Annotated in this window: 16 protein-coding genes; 10 read left to right on the top strand and 6 right to left on the bottom strand. The window is 66.2% G+C overall.

Features of this window, described 5'->3' with window-relative positions:
* Positions 1-216 precede the first annotated feature (216 nt).
* Both BG90_RS29675 and BG90_RS36915 read right to left on the bottom strand, forming a co-directional pair.
* Entirely contained in the window at positions 217-1,161 is a 945-nt protein-coding gene (locus BG90_RS29675; protein WP_010118112.1) for a GlxA family transcriptional regulator, read from the bottom strand.
* Between the two features lie 125 nt (positions 1,162-1,286).
* A complete protein-coding gene (locus tag BG90_RS36915) occupies positions 1,287-1,430 on the bottom strand; it encodes a hypothetical protein (RefSeq protein WP_164466508.1) in 144 nt (47 codons plus the stop codon).
* Between BG90_RS36915 and BG90_RS29670 the strand changes: the two genes are divergently transcribed.
* The 5 genes from BG90_RS29670 (at position 1,429) to BG90_RS29650 (ending at position 5,934) form a co-directional block, all read left to right on the top strand.
* Positions 1,429-2,379, top strand: coding sequence for a choline ABC transporter substrate-binding protein (locus BG90_RS29670; RefSeq protein ID WP_010118114.1), 951 nt, complete (start codon positions 1,429-1,431; stop codon positions 2,377-2,379). The two genes, BG90_RS36915 and BG90_RS29670, sit on opposite strands and share 2 nt — an antisense overlap.
* Positions 2,380-2,443: 64 nt before the next feature.
* Positions 2,444-3,373 (top strand): 3-dehydrocarnitine:acetyl-CoA trimethylamine transferase CdhC, encoded by a 930-nt coding sequence (cdhC, locus tag BG90_RS29665; protein ID WP_010118115.1) that lies wholly within the window; start codon positions 2,444-2,446, stop codon positions 3,371-3,373.
* A gap of 112 nt (positions 3,374-3,485) precedes the next feature.
* The gene (locus BG90_RS29660; RefSeq protein WP_010118116.1) at positions 3,486-4,451 is read left to right on the top strand and encodes an L-carnitine dehydrogenase; all 966 of its coding nucleotides are present in this window, start codon (positions 3,486-3,488) and stop codon (positions 4,449-4,451) included.
* Between the two features lie 2 nt (positions 4,452-4,453).
* Entirely contained in the window at positions 4,454-4,951 is a 498-nt protein-coding gene (locus BG90_RS29655) for a thioesterase family protein (RefSeq protein ID WP_025990159.1), read from the top strand.
* 35 nt (positions 4,952-4,986) lie between these two features.
* Entirely contained in the window at positions 4,987-5,934 is a 948-nt protein-coding gene (locus tag BG90_RS29650; RefSeq protein ID WP_010118117.1) for an alpha/beta hydrolase, read from the top strand.
* 569 nt (positions 5,935-6,503) lie between these two features.
* On the opposite strand, the gene BG90_RS29645 is transcribed toward BG90_RS29650, so the two are convergent.
* The 4 genes from BG90_RS29645 to BG90_RS29625 form a co-directional block, all read right to left on the bottom strand.
* Complete coding sequence (locus BG90_RS29645; RefSeq protein WP_010108281.1) at positions 6,504-6,815, bottom strand: DUF4148 domain-containing protein; 312 nt, start codon at positions 6,813-6,815, stop codon at positions 6,504-6,506.
* A 229-nt stretch (positions 6,816-7,044) separates the two neighbouring features.
* The gene (locus BG90_RS29640; protein WP_010118119.1) at positions 7,045-8,031 is read right to left on the bottom strand and encodes an oxidoreductase; all 987 of its coding nucleotides are present in this window, start codon (positions 8,029-8,031) and stop codon (positions 7,045-7,047) included.
* A 240-nt stretch (positions 8,032-8,271) separates the two neighbouring features.
* Positions 8,272-8,562 (bottom strand): DUF3331 domain-containing protein, encoded by a 291-nt coding sequence (locus BG90_RS29635; protein ID WP_015603862.1) that lies wholly within the window; start codon positions 8,560-8,562, stop codon positions 8,272-8,274.
* 1,112 nt (positions 8,563-9,674) lie between these two features.
* Complete coding sequence (locus tag BG90_RS29625) at positions 9,675-10,919, bottom strand: NAD(P)/FAD-dependent oxidoreductase (RefSeq protein WP_010118123.1); 1,245 nt, start codon at positions 10,917-10,919, stop codon at positions 9,675-9,677.
* An 860-nt stretch (positions 10,920-11,779) separates the two neighbouring features.
* Between BG90_RS29625 and BG90_RS29620 the strand changes: the two genes are divergently transcribed.
* The 5 genes from BG90_RS29620 to BG90_RS29600 all read left to right on the top strand — a co-directional run bounded on the left by BG90_RS29620 (position 11,780) and on the right by BG90_RS29600 (position 16,768).
* The gene (locus BG90_RS29620) at positions 11,780-12,895 is read left to right on the top strand and encodes a branched-chain amino acid ABC transporter substrate-binding protein (protein ID WP_025990160.1); all 1,116 of its coding nucleotides are present in this window, start codon (positions 11,780-11,782) and stop codon (positions 12,893-12,895) included.
* A gap of 195 nt (positions 12,896-13,090) precedes the next feature.
* Complete coding sequence (gene livH / locus BG90_RS29615; RefSeq protein ID WP_010108298.1) at positions 13,091-14,017, top strand: high-affinity branched-chain amino acid ABC transporter permease LivH; 927 nt, start codon at positions 13,091-13,093, stop codon at positions 14,015-14,017.
* A gap of 8 nt (positions 14,018-14,025) precedes the next feature.
* Complete coding sequence (locus BG90_RS29610) at positions 14,026-15,297, top strand: high-affinity branched-chain amino acid ABC transporter permease LivM (RefSeq protein ID WP_010118125.1); 1,272 nt, start codon at positions 14,026-14,028, stop codon at positions 15,295-15,297.
* Positions 15,294-16,067, top strand: coding sequence for a high-affinity branched-chain amino acid ABC transporter ATP-binding protein LivG (gene livG / locus BG90_RS29605; protein ID WP_010108302.1), 774 nt, complete (start codon positions 15,294-15,296; stop codon positions 16,065-16,067). Before BG90_RS29610 ends, livG begins: the two co-directional genes overlap by 4 nt.
* Entirely contained in the window at positions 16,067-16,768 is a 702-nt protein-coding gene (locus BG90_RS29600; protein ID WP_010118126.1) for an ABC transporter ATP-binding protein, read from the top strand. The genes livG and BG90_RS29600 overlap by 1 nt, the downstream gene beginning before the upstream one ends.
* Positions 16,769-17,044: the final 276 nt, after the last annotated feature.

Here is a 17,044-nt window from a genome sequence, read left to right as displayed (position 1 = left end):
ATAAATATTTGGAATGCTGCTCTTCTATTCGGCAAACAAACGGTCGCACTGGAATTTCACGTCGTTAGTCTGCCTATCTATTTTTAGAACATGTTACAGAATATTTTCAATCTTATTTCCAACTATTTTCGAGGGGCGGTTCGATAGGCGAAAACAGTAAGGCGGCGCACGATTTCGCGCCGCCGCGATCGCCCCATGCGCAGCACGGTGTTTGGCTCAGCGCAGCGCGTGCCGGTCGTTTCGCGGGCTTGTGCCGAATTGCGCGCGATAGGTGCGGGAAAAATGCGAAGGCGATTCGAAACCGCAAGCCGCGCATACGGCGGCGACCGTCATATCGGTCTGCTGAAGAAGCTCGCGCGCGCGATCGAGCCGCAGACGCAAATAGAAGCGCGTCGGCGTATCGTCCAGGATCGAGCTGAACAGCCGTTCGAGCTGGCGGCGCGTGACGCCGATTTCCTGCGCGAGCGTGTCGGACGGCAGCGGGCTTTCCATGTGATGCTCCATCGTCCCGATCACCTGGATCAGCTTGCGGTTGTGCACGCCGTAGCGCGCGGCGATCTCGAGGCGCTGACGATCGGAGCGCTGGCGGATCCGGCTCAGCACGAACTGCTCGGAGATCGTCGCGGCGAGATTGGCGCCATGCCGGCGGCCGATCAGGTCGAGCATCATGTCGATCGACGCGGTGCCGCCCGCGCAGGTGATGCGCCGTTCGTCGATCTCGAACAGCTCCTGCGTCGTTTTCAGGTGCGCATAGCGTTCCTGGAACGCCGCGAGCGCTTCCCAGTGCAGCGTCAGCGCATGGGACGCATCGAAGAGCCCCGCCTCCGCGAGCACGAAGCTGCCGGTGTCGATGCCGCCGAGCGTCGCGCCGCGTCGATACTCGCGCTTGAGCCAGTCGCCGAGCGCGCGCGTGTAGCACGCGAGCGGATCGAAGCCCGCGATTACGAAGATCGTGTGCGCGTGCTCGACCTGCGCGAACGCGGCGTCCACGTTCAGCGAAATGCCGTTGCTCGCGACGACGGGCGCGCCGTCGCCGCTGACGATGCGCCAGCGGTACAGACTCGGCCTGAAGCGGTTCGCGACGCGCAGCGGCTCGACCGCCGACATGAAACCCAGCGCGGAGAAGCCGGGCATCAGCAGGAAATGGAACTCTTCTGGCATGGACGCATGTGCAACTGAACCGATCGGCCGAGCGTAGCAAGCAAGACGCAAGCAGGCAAGCCGCCTCACGCGCTGTATGCCTGAAAAGCCCCGTCATGCCTGACAGTTCGTCCATCTAATGGTTTTCACGCATAGTCGCTAACAGGCAAGAAAAGGTCGCCGTCGGTCGCTTTGCCGCGAATATGGCCCGTTACCTTTGAGCCCACGGTGCAGGCTTCGTCGTCCCCTTGAAATCGCCTGCGGAATCCGTCGAACAGGGAGGCAACCATGAAGTCCACCACGACATTCGTATTCGGCGCGGCGCTCGCCGCAGCATGTGCGCTGCCGCTGCCGTCCTTCGCGCAGGACTCGGCCGCATGCCGCAACGTGCGCTTCGCGGACATCGGCTGGACCGACATCACGTCGACGACGGCGCTCGCGTCGCTGCTGTTCGACGGTCTCGGCTACAAGCCGACGACGACGATCTCGTCCGTGCCGATTTCGTTCGCCGGACTGAAGAACAAGCAGCTCGACATATCGCTCGGCTACTGGTGGCCGGTGCAGCAGCATCAGCTTCAGCCGTTCCTCGATTCGAAGTCGATCGCGGTCGTCGAGCCGCCGAACCTGTCCGGCGCGAAGGCGACGCTCGCGGTGCCGAGCTATGTGTACCAGGCCGGACTGAAATCGTTCGACGACATCGCGAAGCATCGCGCCGAGCTCGACGGCAAGATCTACGGGATCGAACCCGGCAGCAGCGCGAACGCGACGATCCAGAAGATGATCGACACGAACCAGTACGGGCTCGGCGGCTTCAAGCTCGTCGAATCGAGCGAGGCCGGGATGCTCGTCACGGTGGACCGCGCGATCCGCGACAAGAAGTGGGTCGTGTTCCTCGGCTGGGAGCCGCATCCGATGAACATCCAGATCAGCATGAACTATCTGTCGGGCGGCGACGCGTCGTTTGGCCCGAACTACGGCGAAGCGCGCGTGTACACGCTGACGGCGCCCGACTACATGACGCGCTGTCCGAACGCGGGCAAGCTCGTCGGCAATCTGCGCTTCACGACGCAAATGGAAAACCAGCTGATGCAGGCGGTGATGAACAAGGTGAGGCCGACGGAAGCCGCGAAGGCGTACCTCAAGAAGAATCCGCAGGTGCTCGACGCATGGCTCGCCGGCGTGAAGACCTACGACGGCAAGGACGGCCTGTCCGCGGTGAAGGCTTATCTGGGACTCTGAACCGGGCGTGCCGGCCGCGACATCCGGACGGCGCGCTCATCCGAATCTGAACGAGGCGACAGCGATGAATCAAGAAGTCATTGTGACGTGCGCGGTGACGGGCGCGGGCGACACGGTCGGCAAGCATCCGGCGATACCGGTCACGCCGAAGCAGATCGCCGATGCGGCGATCGAGGCCGCGAGGGCGGGCGCGACGGTCGCGCACTGCCACGTGCGCGATCCGCTGACGGGCCGCGGCAGCCGTGATCCGAATCTGTATCGCGAAGTGGTGGACCGCATCCGCTCGGCCGACGTCGACGTCATCATCAATCTGACGGCCGGCATGGGGGGCGATCTCGAGATCGGCGCGGGCGAGGATCCGATGCGCTTCGGCAAGGGCACGGACCTCGTCGGCGGCTTGACGCGCCTCGTGCACGTCGAGGAACTGCTGCCCGAGATCTGCACGCTCGATTGCGGCACGCTGAATTTCGGCGACGGCGACTACATCTACGTGTCGACGCCCGCGCAGCTGCGCGCCGGCGCGAAGCGCATCCAGGAGCTGGGCGTGAAGCCGGAACTGGAGATCTTCGATACCGGGCATCTGTGGTTCGCGAAGCAGTTGCTGAAGGAAGGACTCCTCGACGATCCGCCGCTCTTCCAGCTTTGCCTCGGCATCCCGTGGGGCGCGCCCGCCGACACCGGCACGATGAAGGCGATGGTCGACAATCTGCCGCCCGGCGCGCACTGGGCGGGCTTCGGGATCGGCCGGATGCAGATGCCGATGGTCGCGCAGGCGATGCTGCTCGGCGGCCACGTGCGGATCGGCCTCGAAGACAACCTGTGGCTCGATCGCGGCGTGCACGCGACGAACGGCTCGCTCGTCGAGCGCGCGCGAGAGATCGTCGAGCGCCTGGGCGGGCGCGTGCTGACGCCTGCCGAAGGGCGTCGCAAGCTCGGCTTGCCGCCGCGCGGTGAGCGTCCGCTCGAGCGGCGCGCGATCGCCGAATACGCGTAACGCGCGAGCGCGACGCAATACGGCGCAACGTAGCGGAAGCGGTCGGACGCGCATCTGTGTCGCGCCGAACCGGCCCTTTCGCGTCATTTTCTCGTTCAAGGATCGAAGGTTCATGGCTGTCATCACCGAAATCAACACGTTCGCGGCGATCGGCGCAGGCGTCATCGGCAGCGGCTGGGTCGCGCGCGCGCTCGCGAACGGACTCGACGTCGTCGCGTGGGATCCCGCCGACGGCGCGGAAAAGCAATTGCGCGCGAACATCGAGAACGCGTGGCCCGCGCTCGTGCGCGTCGGGCTGGCGCCGGGCGCGTCGCCCGAGCGGCTGTGTTTCGTCTCGACGATCGATGCGTGCGTCGCCGACGCGGACTTCATCCAGGAAAGCGCGCCCGAGCGCGAAGCGCTGAAGCTCGAGCTGCACGATCGGATCAGCCGCGCTGCGAAGCCCGATGCGATCATCGCGTCGTCGACGTCCGGCCTGCTGCCGACGGATTTCTACGCGCGCGCGCATCGTCCCGGGCGCTGCATCGTCGGACATCCGTTCAACCCGGTCTACCTGCTGCCGCTCGTCGAAGTGCTGGGCGGCGCGTGCACCGCGCCCGAGACCGTCGACGCCGCGATCGGCGTCTATCGCGCGCTCGGCATGCGGCCGCTGAGAGTGCGCAAGGAGGTGCCGGGCTTCATCGCGGACCGCCTGCTCGAAGCGCTGTGGCGCGAGGCGCTGCATCTCGTCGACGAAGGCGTCGCGACGACGGGCGAGATCGACGACGCCATTCGTTTCGGCGCGGGGATCCGCTGGTCGTTCATGGGCACGTTCCTCACGTATACGCTGGCGGGCGGCGAGGCCGGCATGCGCCACTTCATGCAGCAGTTCGGTCCCGCGCTGGAGCTGCCGTGGACCAAGCTCGTCGCGCCGCGACTGACCGACGAGCTGATCGACCGCGTCGTCGAAGGCACCGCGGAGCAGCAAGGACAACGCAGCATCAAGGCGCTCGAGCGCTATCGGGACGAGTGCATCACCGAAGTGATCGCGGCGATCGCCGCGGTGAAGGCGCGCCACGGAATGCGCTACGAGGAATGACGATGACGACGGCCGCGATGCAAGCGACGGAGCTGACGATCTACCGCGACGCGGTTCGCGCGGATTGGGTCGATTACAACGGGCATCTGCGCGATGCGTTCTATCTGCTGATCTTCAGCTTCGCGACCGATGCGCTGCTCGACGCGATCGGCCTTGACGATGCGGCGCGCCGGGCGCGCGGCCGCTCGGTCTACACGCTCGAGGCGCACGTCAACTATCTGCACGAGATCAAGGCGGGGACGCGCGTGCGGGTCGATGCGCGCGTGCTCGCGCACGACGCGAAGCGGCTGCATCTGTATCTCGAGATGTTCGCGGAAGGGATCGACGGCGCGGTGTCGGCGAGCGAGCAGATGCTGCTGCACGTCGACACGGGCGGACCGAAGGCGGCGCCGTTCGACGCCGACGTCGCCGAGCGGATCGCGAATCTGCATGCGCGGCAGCGCACGTGCCCCGCGCCCGCTTATGCGGGACGCGTGATCGGCCTGCCCGCGCGCCGCTGACGCGCGGCGAACCGACAAGCCCGGCGACGCGCGCGATGCTGGAACCGGAAATCGAAGCGTTCGTCGCGCGCGTCGCCGCGTGGTATCCGGACGACGCCGCGTCGCGCCCGATCGCGGAGCAGCGCGCGTGCTACGAGCGGTTCGCCGCGGCGTGGACGCCCGCCTTGCCGGTGGACGTCGATACGGCCGACGCGCGCTTCGTCGCGTCCGACGGCCGCGCGATCGGCTTGCGGCGCTACCGATCGCGGCGATCCGATGCGCGCGGGACGGTTCTGTTCTTTCATGGCGGCGGCTTCGTCGTCGGGTCGCTCGACAGCCACGCGCTCGTCACCGCGCGGATCGCGGCGGACACGGGGCTCGACGTGATCGCCGTCGACTATCGGCTCGCGCCCGAACATCCTGCGCCGGCCGCGTTCGACGATTGCCTGGAGGTCGCCGTCGCGGCGCTCGACGGCCGGCTGCCGTTCGATTCGATCGCGCTGCCGCTTCGGCTTGCAGGCGACAGCGCGGGCGGCACACTTGCGGCGTCGGTGATCGCGGCGCTGCGCGACGGCGAATTGGGTGGCGGCCGTCGCGCGGTCGGCGGCGTTTGCGCGGTCGCACTCGTCTATCCGATGCTCGGCTTCGAGCCGCAGTCGCCCGCGCGCGAGACGGAGGCGCACGCGCCGATGCTCACGCTCGCCGACGTGCACGCATGCCGCCGCCTCTATTGGGGCGATGCCCGGCCGCCACGCGGCACGGTGCCGCTCGACGCGAACGGCTTCGACCGCATGCCGCCCGTGCTGGCGGTCGGCGCGGAGCACGATCCGCTGCGCGACGATGCGCGCGTCTATGTCGAGCGCATCCGGTCGGCGGGCGGCGCGGCGCGCTTCTGGCTCGGCGACGGGCTCGTTCACGGCTGCTGGCGGGCGCTCGACACGAGTCCGCAGGCCGCGCGAATGCATCGGATCGTCTGCGAATTCCTGCTTGAGCCGGGTAAGTGACGCGCGACGCGTGAGAAGCGCGGTAAGTGCCGAACGCATGGCGTCGTAAGGGCGGGGCTGGGGAGAGCGCCTTTCCGTCGAAATGGAAAGACCGCAAGCGACGCGAATAAGCAGCGTGCCGCCCGACATGCGGAACAACGGGTACCTGCCGACGTGACAATGACGACACGAATCGATAAACGCGCCTCTACCGGGACGCAATTGGAATTCGGACGGGTGTTTGAAACCGCACGCGCGCGGCGCGAAACGATGGGCAATGGTTGCGTCGACGTTTGATACGGCCGGTGATTGCGACACGTACGGCGAGCCGCCATAAAAAAATCGATCCTTACAAAATATGTAAGGATCGATTTTGTTTCCCACTCGTGGGATCCGCCGCGATCGCGGACTTGCGCCTCAGCCGAAAAAGCGCCCAGGCGCCAGGCGCCCAGGCTAAGCCGCTCCAAATGGAGCGGCGGAGGTTAGGGGCCCGAATGGGGTCGACGATGCGCCGAACGACCGGCTCGTCGTACGAGATTCAGACCGCGCGGCGGCCGGATCAGGCAAGGCCGCACGGTCCGTCGACTGCTTTACTGACCGAAGTAGATCGAGTCGCGCGGCGAGCGGGGCGCCGCAGCCGTCGGAGCGCCGACGTGCGCGACGGGCGCGGCTTGCGCACCGTAGCCGCTCGTGTCGGCGGCCCCTTGCGCGCGTGCTTCGGCGGCCTGGATGTCTTCCGGATAGTACGGGCTCGACACGCCCGGGTGATAGCCGGCCTTCTCGAGCTGGACCAGTTCCGCGCGCACTTGCGCACGGGTCAGCGACTGGTTGGATTGCGCGAACGCACCGAACGAAGCAGTAAGAGCGGAAGCGGCGACGACTGCATAAACGAGCGATTTCATGAGAACCTCCGAATGTTTTATTGACTTCGCTTTCGACACCATGTCTTAAGCGATTGGTTACATCGTAGTCTTCGGGTTCTTACGGGTAAACGCTGGCTTTAGCGAAATATCTTTTCAAAAAATGAAAAAATCCCGGTGGCAAGCGGCGGGGTGTCGCGGCGATAAAAAAAGCCGCCCGACCGCCGGACTGCAGCGGGCGAAGCGGCGAGCCTGGGCTTGGCGAAATGCTTCAGAGTGCGCGGAATGTCGCGTCGTAGCGCGATGGGCCGCGGCGCGAACCGGGCGGCCGCGTGTCGAGATAGCGCACGCCGGTCAGTTGTTCGGATTTCTCCCACAGGCGGGCGCCCACCTGCACGTCGCGCGCCTGGTGCGGGATGCGCGCATCGGCCGGATAGCCGCGCGTTTCGCACAGGCGCGCGGGGCCGATGTACGCGCCGCCCTCGACGTCGGCCGTCGTCGCCGCATGGATCGCGGGCAGTGCGCCGACCTCGGCCGGCTGCGCGACGAAGCGGTTCGACAGGCGCATCGCGAACGAGCCGAACGGCGAGTTTTCCATCGTCGGACCGGCGAATTGCAGGTTGGTGGCCGCATAGCCCGGATGCGCGGCGACGCTCAGGATCGACAGTCCCGCGTAATCGAAGCGGCGCTGCAGTTCGAGCGTGAACATCAGGTTGGCGAGTTTGCTGTCGCAATATGCGCGGTACTTGTTGTAGCCGTGCTCGGCGAGCATGTTGTCGAGGCGGATCTTGCCGAGCCGGTTGAAGCCGCTCGACATCGTCACGACGCGCGCGCGGTGCGACGCGCGCAGCGCGGGCAGCAACAGGCCCGTCAGCGCGAAGTGGCCGAGATGATTGGTCCCCATCTGCATTTCGAAGCCGTCGCGCGTGCGGCGCAGCGGCAGGAACATCACGCCCGCGTTGTTGCAGAGGATGTCGACACGGCCGTGGCGATCGGTGACGGCATCGGCAAAACGGCAGACGGAGGCGAGATCGGCGAGATCGAGCGACTCGACCTCGATGCGCGCGCGCGGGTAACGGGTGCGGATCGTGTGCGCGGCCAGTTCGCCCTTCGCCGAATCCCGGCACCCCATCACCACCTGCGCGCCCTTGGCGGCGAGCGTTTCCGCGATCTGCCAGCCGAGACCGCTGTTGGCTCCTGTGACAACCGCGACTTTTCCGCCTTGCGGCAGCACATGTTGCGCGCTCCATGCATGCATCTTCGTCTCCATCCGGTGGCGCGCCGTGGGGCGGCGCGTTCACGAGCCCGTTTTTTGCGTGAACGGGCCCTAGATCCGGTGCATCGGAGCAGCGGCGATTCCCTCGTCCGCGCCCCACACCGTTACATTGACTGATGTAACGGTAGTGACGCGAGCTGGCGAAAACAAGGGGCAAGCTAGAGACGTCGCTCTAACTATATATGGCGCGGCATCGGCCGCGCCGGCGGCGGGATCGCGGCGTTACTTGCCGCTCGTATGGCCGAGCACTTCGGCGGCGGAGATCATCGCGCCTGCGTTTGCGGGCGCCGGACGCTCGGCGGGGCGGAACACTTCGTCGCCGCGATGGATCACCTGGCGCGACAGCGCGCAGGTGCCGGTGCGTTGCGCGAAGCGGCGGCGCCAGCGTTGCTCGCCGTAGTGGCAGCGGCCGGGTTCGACCCATCGGACGACGAGCAGCGTGTCGGAGCGTTCGAGGATTTCGACGTGAACGTCAGCGGGATCGAGCACAGGCTGGGATTTGGAGGACTTCATTTTGCCGTTTCCTAAAGCTCGTGCGGTATCGGCCTAGGCAGTTATTGCAACTGCTTTCCGTCGATTCCGTAGCGATTTCCATTAGAGGGGTGCGCTAAATGTAAGCGCGCTCGCGCGGAAAAAACATCCTGTCTGGCTCAAATTACTTTTTGCCGATTTAGAAATAATCGATTTCCATTAGCAGACAAAAGTGGAGTGCCGAGTCGTTCACTCGAATGGTGCACGAATCGGATACGAAACGGCCCCCCGAACCCCGCTGTGGCGCGTCGCGAGCCGCGTCCGCCGTTCGCGGCCGGTTGCCGCGATGTGCGGACGTGCGGCGGCGGCGCGCGTCTTGTCGTGGTGTTTCACCGCGTGTCAAGGTTTGCCGCTTCAACGCAAAGGCGATTCGTGCGATTGTTTTGCCGCCGACGCGTCCGAGTGCGTTACGGTTAATCCTGCGTTCGATTCGACTGCATTGATCGTTGTGACGATGTTCGTTGTGAAAATTGCAAAGCTCTATTCGTTCAATGTGCAATGATTCCTCGGCGGGTTAGTCGGTTGCTTATTGCGCGATTACCGATTAGGCGCCGCGTTTCGACGACGGCGCAAAATCGTTTGCGCGATTCCGCGCAATGTCGGATTCGCTTCGTTGCCGAGAAACGGAGCGGGATGCGGCGCCGATGTTCTTGTCTCGTTCGGCGGATTCGAATTTGCCGGATCAATCGATCGATGAGCGGCGGGCGCGCAATCATGGTCGAGCGCGTGTCGCGTGTCGCGTGTCGCATGCGCGCGGCGATTGTCTTCGCGGAGCCATCGGATGCTCGGCGAGCGCGCTTCGTCGAGCACGCTCGACGGCAATGGCGATCGATGCATCGCTCAGCGCGCTCGTCGCTTGCCGAATCGCGTTCGATGCACCGCGCGCCCCGGACGCGGATCAAGCATCGTCCGGCGCTTCGTGCGGATCGACCATGCATCGCGTGTAGATCGACATGCCGCGCGGTTCATGCCGCGCGGCTCGCTACCGCCGGAGCGCGGCGTTCGCGGCGCATCGCCGTCGGGCGTCGCGCGTTTGAGAGCGCGTCGAACTTTCCTGCCGCCGCCGATGCGCTCGCGCGCGCATCCGCTTCGAATCAGAGAAACCGCTCGACGCGAAACGGCGCGACGTTCGCGGCGGTCGGCTCGCCGCACATCATTTCCGCGAGCAGGCGTCCCGTGATCGGACCGAGCGTGAGCCCGTGATGATTGTGTCCGAACGCGAACCACATTCCGCGGTGCCGCGGCGCGGCGCCGATCACCGGGCGCATGTCCGGCGTGCACGGCCGAAAGCCGAGCCACGGCGCGGGGTCGAGCCGCGGGCCGAGCCGGAACGCCGGCTGCGCGACGCGTTCCGCGCGCGCGAGCTGCACGCCCGTCGGCGGCAGCGTGCGCGCGGCGATCTCGACGCCCGTCGTGAGCCGCAGCCCGCCGCGCATCGGCGCGACGACGTAGCCGTGCTCGAGATCGACGACGGGCGCGGACAGCGGCGCGTCGTCGGGCGGCGCGTAATGCATGTGGTAGCCGCGCTTCTCGCGCAGCGGAATCCGGTAGCCGAACTTCGCGAACACCGCGTCGGACCACGGGCCGAGCGCGACGACGACCTCGCGCGCGGCCGCGATGCCGTCGGCCGTGCGCACGCGCCAGCCTTCGCCGCTCGATTCGATGCTCGCCGCATCGCCTTCGAGCAGCGCGCCGCCGTCGCGCTCGAAGAGCCGTGCGTACGCTTTGACGAGCGCGCCGGGATCGACGACGCTCTTCGGATCGAGCCAGTGCAGCGCGCCGCAGAAGCCCGGGCCGAGCGCGGGCTCTTGCGCGGCGAGCGCGGCCGCGTCCAGCGTCGCCACGCGCAGGCCGTGCCGGCTCGCGCTGCGCAGGGCGTCGCTCGTCGCATGCGCGAGGCGGGCAGGCGTGCGATACGCCTCGATCCAGCCGCACGCGCGCACGAGGTCGCCCGCGTTCGCGCGCGCGATCAGCGCATCGTGCTCGGCGACGCTGCGCTCGATGAGCGGCAGCATGTCGCGCGCGGCGGCCGCATGGCGGCGCGGCGCCGATTCCCACCAGAAGCGCGCGAGCCACGGCGCGAACGACGGTAGCGACGCGCGATGCCAATAGAGCTCGGTCGAGCGGTTCAGCGCGTAGCGCAGCAGCGCGAGCGGGCTGCGCGGAAACGCATACGGCGCGACCGACGAGCGCTCGATGAGCCCGGCGTTGCCGAAGCTCGTGCCGTCGCCGGGCGCGCCGCGATCGACGAGCGCGACCTGGCGGCCGCGATCCTGCAGGTGCAGCGCGGCCGATACGCCGACGATGCCTGCGCCGAGAACGATGACGTCGAAATCCATGAAGCGAGCGTAAGTGATGTGCAGCGCGAATGGCGGACGGATTCCCGCCAGATGAATGTCGCACGGACGTCGCACGACGAGCGAAGCGCGCGGCCGGCCGGCACGGAACGGCCGAAAACGGCGAGCCGATTCGACAGGCGATCGAAAGAAACGGCTGGCCGGCCGCGCGATCGCATTATTTCATCGAAATATCAAAACGCCTGCTATGGCCCCAACGCAGATGCCGCCATATGCGTGTTCGTGGGCGATCATTGCGTGGACGTCGTACCGGTTCGGGCAGCCGTGCGGTTGCACCTCGATCCGAATGGCGGGCCGCACGCCGTCGCCGCGACCGTCTCCGATTTCGCTCGGCGCACGCGACGGTGCAGTGCAGCGCCAGGTTAAGCGCCCGTATGTAAAGAGAAATTGCGCAGAATGATCGCGCGAAACGTGTCGCGAGCGTTGAATCGCACTGCGGTGCAACACGTCGAAATCGGGCGCAACCGGGGGCTCGAACGACCGGTTGGACTGCGTATTTTCCCTGATTCGTCAGCTATTTCTGGTCTGACGCATGAAAAACGATCCTATAATTTCGGCTGCCTTGCCAACGGCTGTCGGCAGATCCGTCCGACGAGCGGTTAGGTAAGCGGGGCAGGCGAATCGCTTGCGCAATATAAGACGCATCACGTTGTCTTTCCGAACCAAGGTCTCTGTCTTTCGCGACGGCGGCTGACACTGCCGGGCCCCGCAAGCGCCGTTCCATCTGCAGGTCCGTCTATCCGTCTCGGGCGTGCTCCAAGTCGTTTCGTCCACGGGTGTTGTTCGATTGCGCAAGTCATGCCGCCTTGCCCGTATGACTAAACATAATCGAGGAGCTCCTGATGATGCTGTCCCGTCTTTCGTCCATCTCTCTTGCCGCGATGCTCGCCGCCGCCGGCGCCGCCGCCCATGCGGAAACCGTGAAGATCGCCATTGCCGGCCCGATGAGCGGCTCGGTCGCTCAGTACGGCGACATGGTCAAGGCCGGCGCGCTGACGGCGATCGAGCAGATCAACGCAGCCGGCGGCGCGGGCGGCAACAAGCTCGAGGCGGTGATGATGGACGACGCGTGCGAGCCGAAGCAGGCGGTCGCGGTCGCGAACAAGATCGTCAGCCAGAAGATCAAGTACGTGATCGGCCACGTGTGCTCGGGCTCGACGATTCCGGCGTCCGACATCTACGAGAACGAAGGCATCGTGATGGTCACGCCGTCCGCGACCGCGCCGCAACTCACCGAAGGCAAGAAGCGCAAGTTCGTGTTCCGCACGATCGGCCGCGACGATCAGCAGGGTCCGGCCGCCGCGCAGTACATCATCAACAAGGTCAAGCCGAAGAAGGTCGCCGTGCTGCACGACAAGCAGTCGTACGGCCAGGGCATCGCATCGTCGGTGAAGAAGGATCTCGAAGCGGCGAAGATCCCCGTCGTGCTGTTCGAAGGCATCAACGCGGGCGATTCGGACTACTCGGCGACCATCACGAAGCTGAAGTCGCAAGGCGTCGACTTCGTCTACTTCGGCGGCTATCACCCGGAAATGGGCCTGCTGCTGCGCCAGGCGCGCGAGCAGGGCGTGAAGGCCGCGTTCATGGGACCGGAAGGCGTCGGCAACAAGGACGTGACCGCGATCGCGGGCCCCGCGTCCGAAGGCATGCTCGTCACGCTGCCCGCCGATTTCACCGCCGATCCGGCCAACGCGGCCCTCGTGAAGGCGTTCGCCGACAAGAAGCGCGATCCGAACGGCCCGTTCCAGATGCCCGCGTATTCGGCGGTGAAGATCATCGCCGATTCGATCGCGGGCGCGAAGACCGCCGATCCGACGAAGGTCGCCGCGTACATGCACCAGCACGGCTTCGACACGCCGATCGGCAAGGTGTCGTACGACGCGCAGGGCGACCTGAAGGCGTTCAAGTTCGTCGTCTACAAGTGGCACAAGGACGCGACCAAGACGGCCGCCAACTAATCGGAGTATCTGCCCGCCCATCCGCCCCGCCGCACGTCCGAGCGGGGCGGGTCGCATTGGCCCGGCGCAGCCGCGCGAGCAGCGGGCCGCGGCGCGGCGGGCGTGTCGAGATCGGACGCCCGTGCGCGGCGCGCGCCGCCGCTTTCACGAGCGGCGCCGCACGCACGCGCGTCGGCGCGAACGGGAGCTGCCCGCATGAATGAATTCTTTCCGCAATTCGCCCAGCAACTGGTCAACGGCCTCACGCTGGGCGCGATCTATGCGTTGATCGCCATCGGCTATTCGATGGTCTACGGGATCATCGGCATGATCAACTTCGCCCACGGCGAGATCTACATGATCGGCGCGTACGTGGGCCTCGTCACCCTCACCGCGATCGGCGTGTCCGCCGGCTATCCGCTGCCGCTCGTGCTCGGCGCGGCGCTCATCGTGTCGGTTGTCGTCACCGGGCTCTACGGGTTCGCGGTCGAGCGCGTCGCGTACCGGCCGCTGCGCGGCGGTCCGCGGCTCGTGCCGCTCATCTCCGCGATCGGCATGTCGATCTTTCTGCAGAACTACGTGCAGATCGGCCAGGGCGCGCGCGACATGTCGGTGCCCGTGCTGATTTCCGGCGCGTTCGACATCCATGTCGGCGGCGACTTCGACGTGACGGTGCCGTATGCGCGTCTTCTGATCGTCTGCGTGACGATCGTGCTGATGATCGCGCTCACGCTGTTCATCTCGCATTCGCGGATGGGCCGCGCATGCCGCGCGTGCGCCGAGGACATGCGGATGGCGAACCTGCTCGGCATCGACACGAACCGAGTGATCTCGTTCACGTTCGTGCTGGGCGCGATGCTCGCCGCGGTGGGCGGCGTGCTGATCGGGCTCACGATCGGCAAGCTCAATCCGTATATCGGCTTCGTCGCGGGCATCAAGGCGTTCACGGCCGCGGTGCTGGGCGGCATCGGCAGCATTCCCGGCGCGATGCTGGGCGGCGTGCTGCTCGGTCTCGCGGAGACCTTCGCGTCCGGCTACATGCCCGCCGAGTACAAGGACGTGGTGGCCTTCGGCCTCCTCGTGCTGATCCTGTTGTTCCGCCCGACGGGCCTGCTCGGCAAGTCGGACATCGAAAAAGTGTGAGGCCGCCCATGAATCAAGCGATGACTTCCGTCCGCGCGCCGGCCGGCGCGCCGGCCGTCCAGTCGCTCAGGCACGCGGTGACGGCCGCCGTGCTGACGGCGATCCTCACGGTGCCGATCCTCGGCCTCCAGTTGAAGCTCGACGGCTATCAGGTCGTGCTCGAAGCGCACTGGCGGCCGGTCTGGATCGCGGTCGCCGCCGTGTTCCTGTTCCAGTTGTTCAAGCCCGCGCTGCTGCGCGCGAAGGCTGCGGTGCGCCTGCCTGCGGCGGCGCCGCTCGGCGCGCGGCAGCAGCGCGCGATCGTCTGGGCGCTCGTCGCGATCGGCTTCGTGTGGCCGTTCTTCGGCTCGCGCGGCGCGGTCGACGTCGCGACGCTCGCGCTCATCTACGTGATTCTCGGCCTCGGCCTGAACATCGTCGTCGGCTTCGCCGGGCTGCTCGATCTCGGCTATGTCGGCTTCTATGCGGTCGGCGGCTACACGTATGCGCTCCTCAACCAGTACTTCGGGCTGACGTTCTGGGAATGCCTGCCGCTCGCCGCGCTCGCGTCGGCGACGTTCGGCTTCCTGCTCGGCTTCCCGGTGCTGCGGCTGCGCGGCGACTATCTCGCGATCGTCACGCTCGGCTTCGGCGAGATCATCCGTCTGCTCGCGAACAACCTGACGAGCGTCACGGGCGGCCCGGACGGCATCTCCGGCATTCCGAAGCCGACCGTGTTCGGCTTCGAGATGGCGAGAAGCGCGAGCGTCGAAGGCGCGAAGACGTTCCACGAGCTGATCGGGCTCGAGTACAGCGGCGAGCACGTCGTGATCTTCCTGTACCTGATCGCGCTCGTGCTCGTCTGCTTCACGCTGTTCGTGACGAGCCGGCTCATCAGGATGCCGATGGGCCGCGCGTGGGAAGCGCTGCGCGACGACGAGATCGCGTGCCGCTCGCTCGGGCTCAACCCGACGCGCATCAAGCTTTCGGCGTTCACGCTCGGCGCGTCGTTCGCCGGCATCGGCGGCGCGTTCTTCGCCGCGCGCCAGGGGCTCGTGAATCCCGAGTCGTTCACGTTCATCGAATCCGCGCTGATTCTCGCGATCGTCGTGCTGGGCGGAATGGGTTCGCAGCTCGGCGTGATCCTCGCGGCGATCCTGTTGACCTTGCTGCCCGAAATCGCGCGCGGCTTCGCCGAGTACCGGATGCTGATGTTCGGTCTCGTGATGGTGTTGATGATGATGTGGCGTCCGCAGGGCCTGCTGCCCGCGAGCCGTCCCCACGTGGAGCTGCCGCAATGAGCGCGACGACGGAAATGCTGAAGGTGGCCGCGCTGCAGATGCGCTTCGGCGGCCTGCTCGCGGTGGACGGGATCGATTTCGACGTGCGCCGCGACGAGGTGTTCGCGATCATCGGTCCGAACGGCGCGGGCAAGACGACGGTGTTCAACTGCATCGGCGGGTTCTATCGGCCGACGTCGGGCAGCGTCGTGCTCGACGGCCACGCGATCGGAGGGCTGATGAGCCATCAGGTCGCGCGCAAAGGGCTCGTGCGGACGTTCCAGAACATTCGGCTCTTCAAGTCGCTGACGGTCGTCGAGAATCTGCTCGTCGCCCAGCACCGGCAGGTGAAGTCGGGGCTCCTGCACGGCCTCTTCGCGACGCCGGCGTATCGCCGCGCGGAGCGGGAAGCGCTCGAGCGCGCGGCGGTGTGGCTCGATCGGATGAGTCTGACGGCGGTCGCGAACCGGCCCGCGGGCACGCTTTCGTACGGGCACCAGCGCCGCCTCGAGATCGCGCGCTGCATGATCACGAACCCGCGCCTTCTGATGCTCGACGAGCCGGCGGCGGGCCTCAATCCGCAGGAGAAGGTCGAACTGCAGCATCTGATCGACCGGCTGCGCCGCGAGTTCGGCGTCGCGGTGCTGCTGATCGAGCACGACATGAGTCTCGTGATGGGGGTCTCGGATCGCATTCTGGTGATGGAGCACGGCCGGCCGATCACGATCGGCAAGCCCGACGAAGTGCGCAACGATCCGCGCGTGATCAAGGCCTATCTGGGAGAGGAGTGATGCTGAAGCTGGAGAAGGTCCACACGCATTACGGCGCGATCGAGGCGCTGTCGGGCGTGTCGATCGAAGTGAAGAAGGGCGAGATCGTCACGCTGATCGGCAGCAACGGCGCGGGCAAGACGACGCTGATGATGACCGTGTGCGGCACGCCGCGCGCGTCGAGCGGGCGTGTGCTGTTCGAAGGCGGCGACATCACCTCGATGCCGACGCACGACATCATGCGCCAGGGGCTCGCGATTTCGCCGGAAGGGCGCCGCGTGTTCCCGAGCCTGACCGTGCTCGAGAATCTGAAGATGGGCGGCTTCTTCGCGAGCCGCCATGAGATCGACGAAGGCGTCGAGCACGTGTATCGCCTGTTTCCGCGACTGAAGGAGCGATCGGCGCAGCGGGCGGGCACGATGTCGGGCGGCGAGCAGCAGATGCTCGCGATCGGCCGCGCGCTGATGAGCCGGCCGCGCCTCTTGCTGCTCGACGAGCCGACGCTCGGCCTCGCGCCGCTCGTGATCGCGCAGATCTTCGACATCATCCGGACGATTCGCGACGAAGGCGTCACGGTGTTCCTCGTCGAGCAGAACGCGCACAAGGCGCTGCAGGTCGCCGATCGCGGCTATGTGCTCGAAACCGGGCGGGTCGTGCTCGCCGACACCGGCGCGAACCTGCTGGCGAACGACCGGATCAGGAGCGCGTATCTCGGTGGGTAACGCGGCGGTTCGGCGGGCGTGACGCCCGCGAACGAAAGACGGACGAACGCGCATCGCCGAAAAACAGAATATTGCGCGTTCGTTCGCATTTGCCGAGTCATGCAAATGTGCTTCAGCCTACATAACTCGCCATTCATGCGAGTTCATGCAATTTCCGTATTCGTTTTTTCGAATGGCATTTTATCGGGCTGCATGAAAATTCAATGGATATCGTGTCGCTCCTGCTTCATCCGCAATCGCGCCGACACGGTGGGCGCCGTGTGCTTTGCTGAGGAT

The sequence above is a fragment of the Burkholderia oklahomensis C6786 genome (assembly GCF_000959365.1).
GTDB lineage: Bacteria > Pseudomonadota > Gammaproteobacteria > Burkholderiales > Burkholderiaceae > Burkholderia > Burkholderia oklahomensis.
This window is presented reverse-complemented; position numbering and strand designations above follow the sequence as displayed.

Excerpts from the sequence above, each read along its gene's own strand:
- cdhC (WP_010118115.1), top strand. The coding sequence starts at position 2,444 with ATGAATCAAGAAGTCATTGTGACGTGCGCGGTGACGGGCGCGGGCGAC.
- BG90_RS29635 (WP_015603862.1), bottom strand. The coding sequence starts at position 8,562 with ATGAAGTCCTCCAAATCCCAGCCTGTGCTCGATCCCGCTGACGTTCAC.
- BG90_RS29670 (WP_010118114.1), top strand. The coding sequence starts at position 1,429 with ATGAAGTCCACCACGACATTCGTATTCGGCGCGGCGCTCGCCGCAGCA.
- livG (WP_010108302.1), top strand. The coding sequence starts at position 15,294 with ATGAGCGCGACGACGGAAATGCTGAAGGTGGCCGCGCTGCAGATGCGC.
- BG90_RS29675 (WP_010118112.1), bottom strand. The coding sequence starts at position 1,161 with ATGCCAGAAGAGTTCCATTTCCTGCTGATGCCCGGCTTCTCCGCGCTG.
- BG90_RS29640 (WP_010118119.1), bottom strand. The coding sequence starts at position 8,031 with ATGCATGCATGGAGCGCGCAACATGTGCTGCCGCAAGGCGGAAAAGTC.
- BG90_RS29625 (WP_010118123.1), bottom strand. The coding sequence starts at position 10,919 with ATGGATTTCGACGTCATCGTTCTCGGCGCAGGCATCGTCGGCGTATCG.
- BG90_RS29650 (WP_010118117.1), top strand. The coding sequence starts at position 4,987 with ATGCTGGAACCGGAAATCGAAGCGTTCGTCGCGCGCGTCGCCGCGTGG.
- BG90_RS29600 (WP_010118126.1), top strand. The coding sequence starts at position 16,067 with ATGCTGAAGCTGGAGAAGGTCCACACGCATTACGGCGCGATCGAGGCG.
- BG90_RS29645 (WP_010108281.1), bottom strand. The coding sequence starts at position 6,815 with ATGAAATCGCTCGTTTATGCAGTCGTCGCCGCTTCCGCTCTTACTGCT.
- BG90_RS29660 (WP_010118116.1), top strand. The coding sequence starts at position 3,486 with ATGGCTGTCATCACCGAAATCAACACGTTCGCGGCGATCGGCGCAGGC.
- livH (WP_010108298.1), top strand. The coding sequence starts at position 13,091 with ATGAATGAATTCTTTCCGCAATTCGCCCAGCAACTGGTCAACGGCCTC.
- BG90_RS29610 (WP_010118125.1), top strand. The coding sequence starts at position 14,026 with ATGAATCAAGCGATGACTTCCGTCCGCGCGCCGGCCGGCGCGCCGGCC.
- BG90_RS36915 (WP_164466508.1), bottom strand. The coding sequence starts at position 1,430 with ATGGTTGCCTCCCTGTTCGACGGATTCCGCAGGCGATTTCAAGGGGAC.
- BG90_RS29655 (WP_025990159.1), top strand. The coding sequence starts at position 4,454 with ATGACGACGGCCGCGATGCAAGCGACGGAGCTGACGATCTACCGCGAC.
- BG90_RS29620 (WP_025990160.1), top strand. The coding sequence starts at position 11,780 with ATGATGCTGTCCCGTCTTTCGTCCATCTCTCTTGCCGCGATGCTCGCC.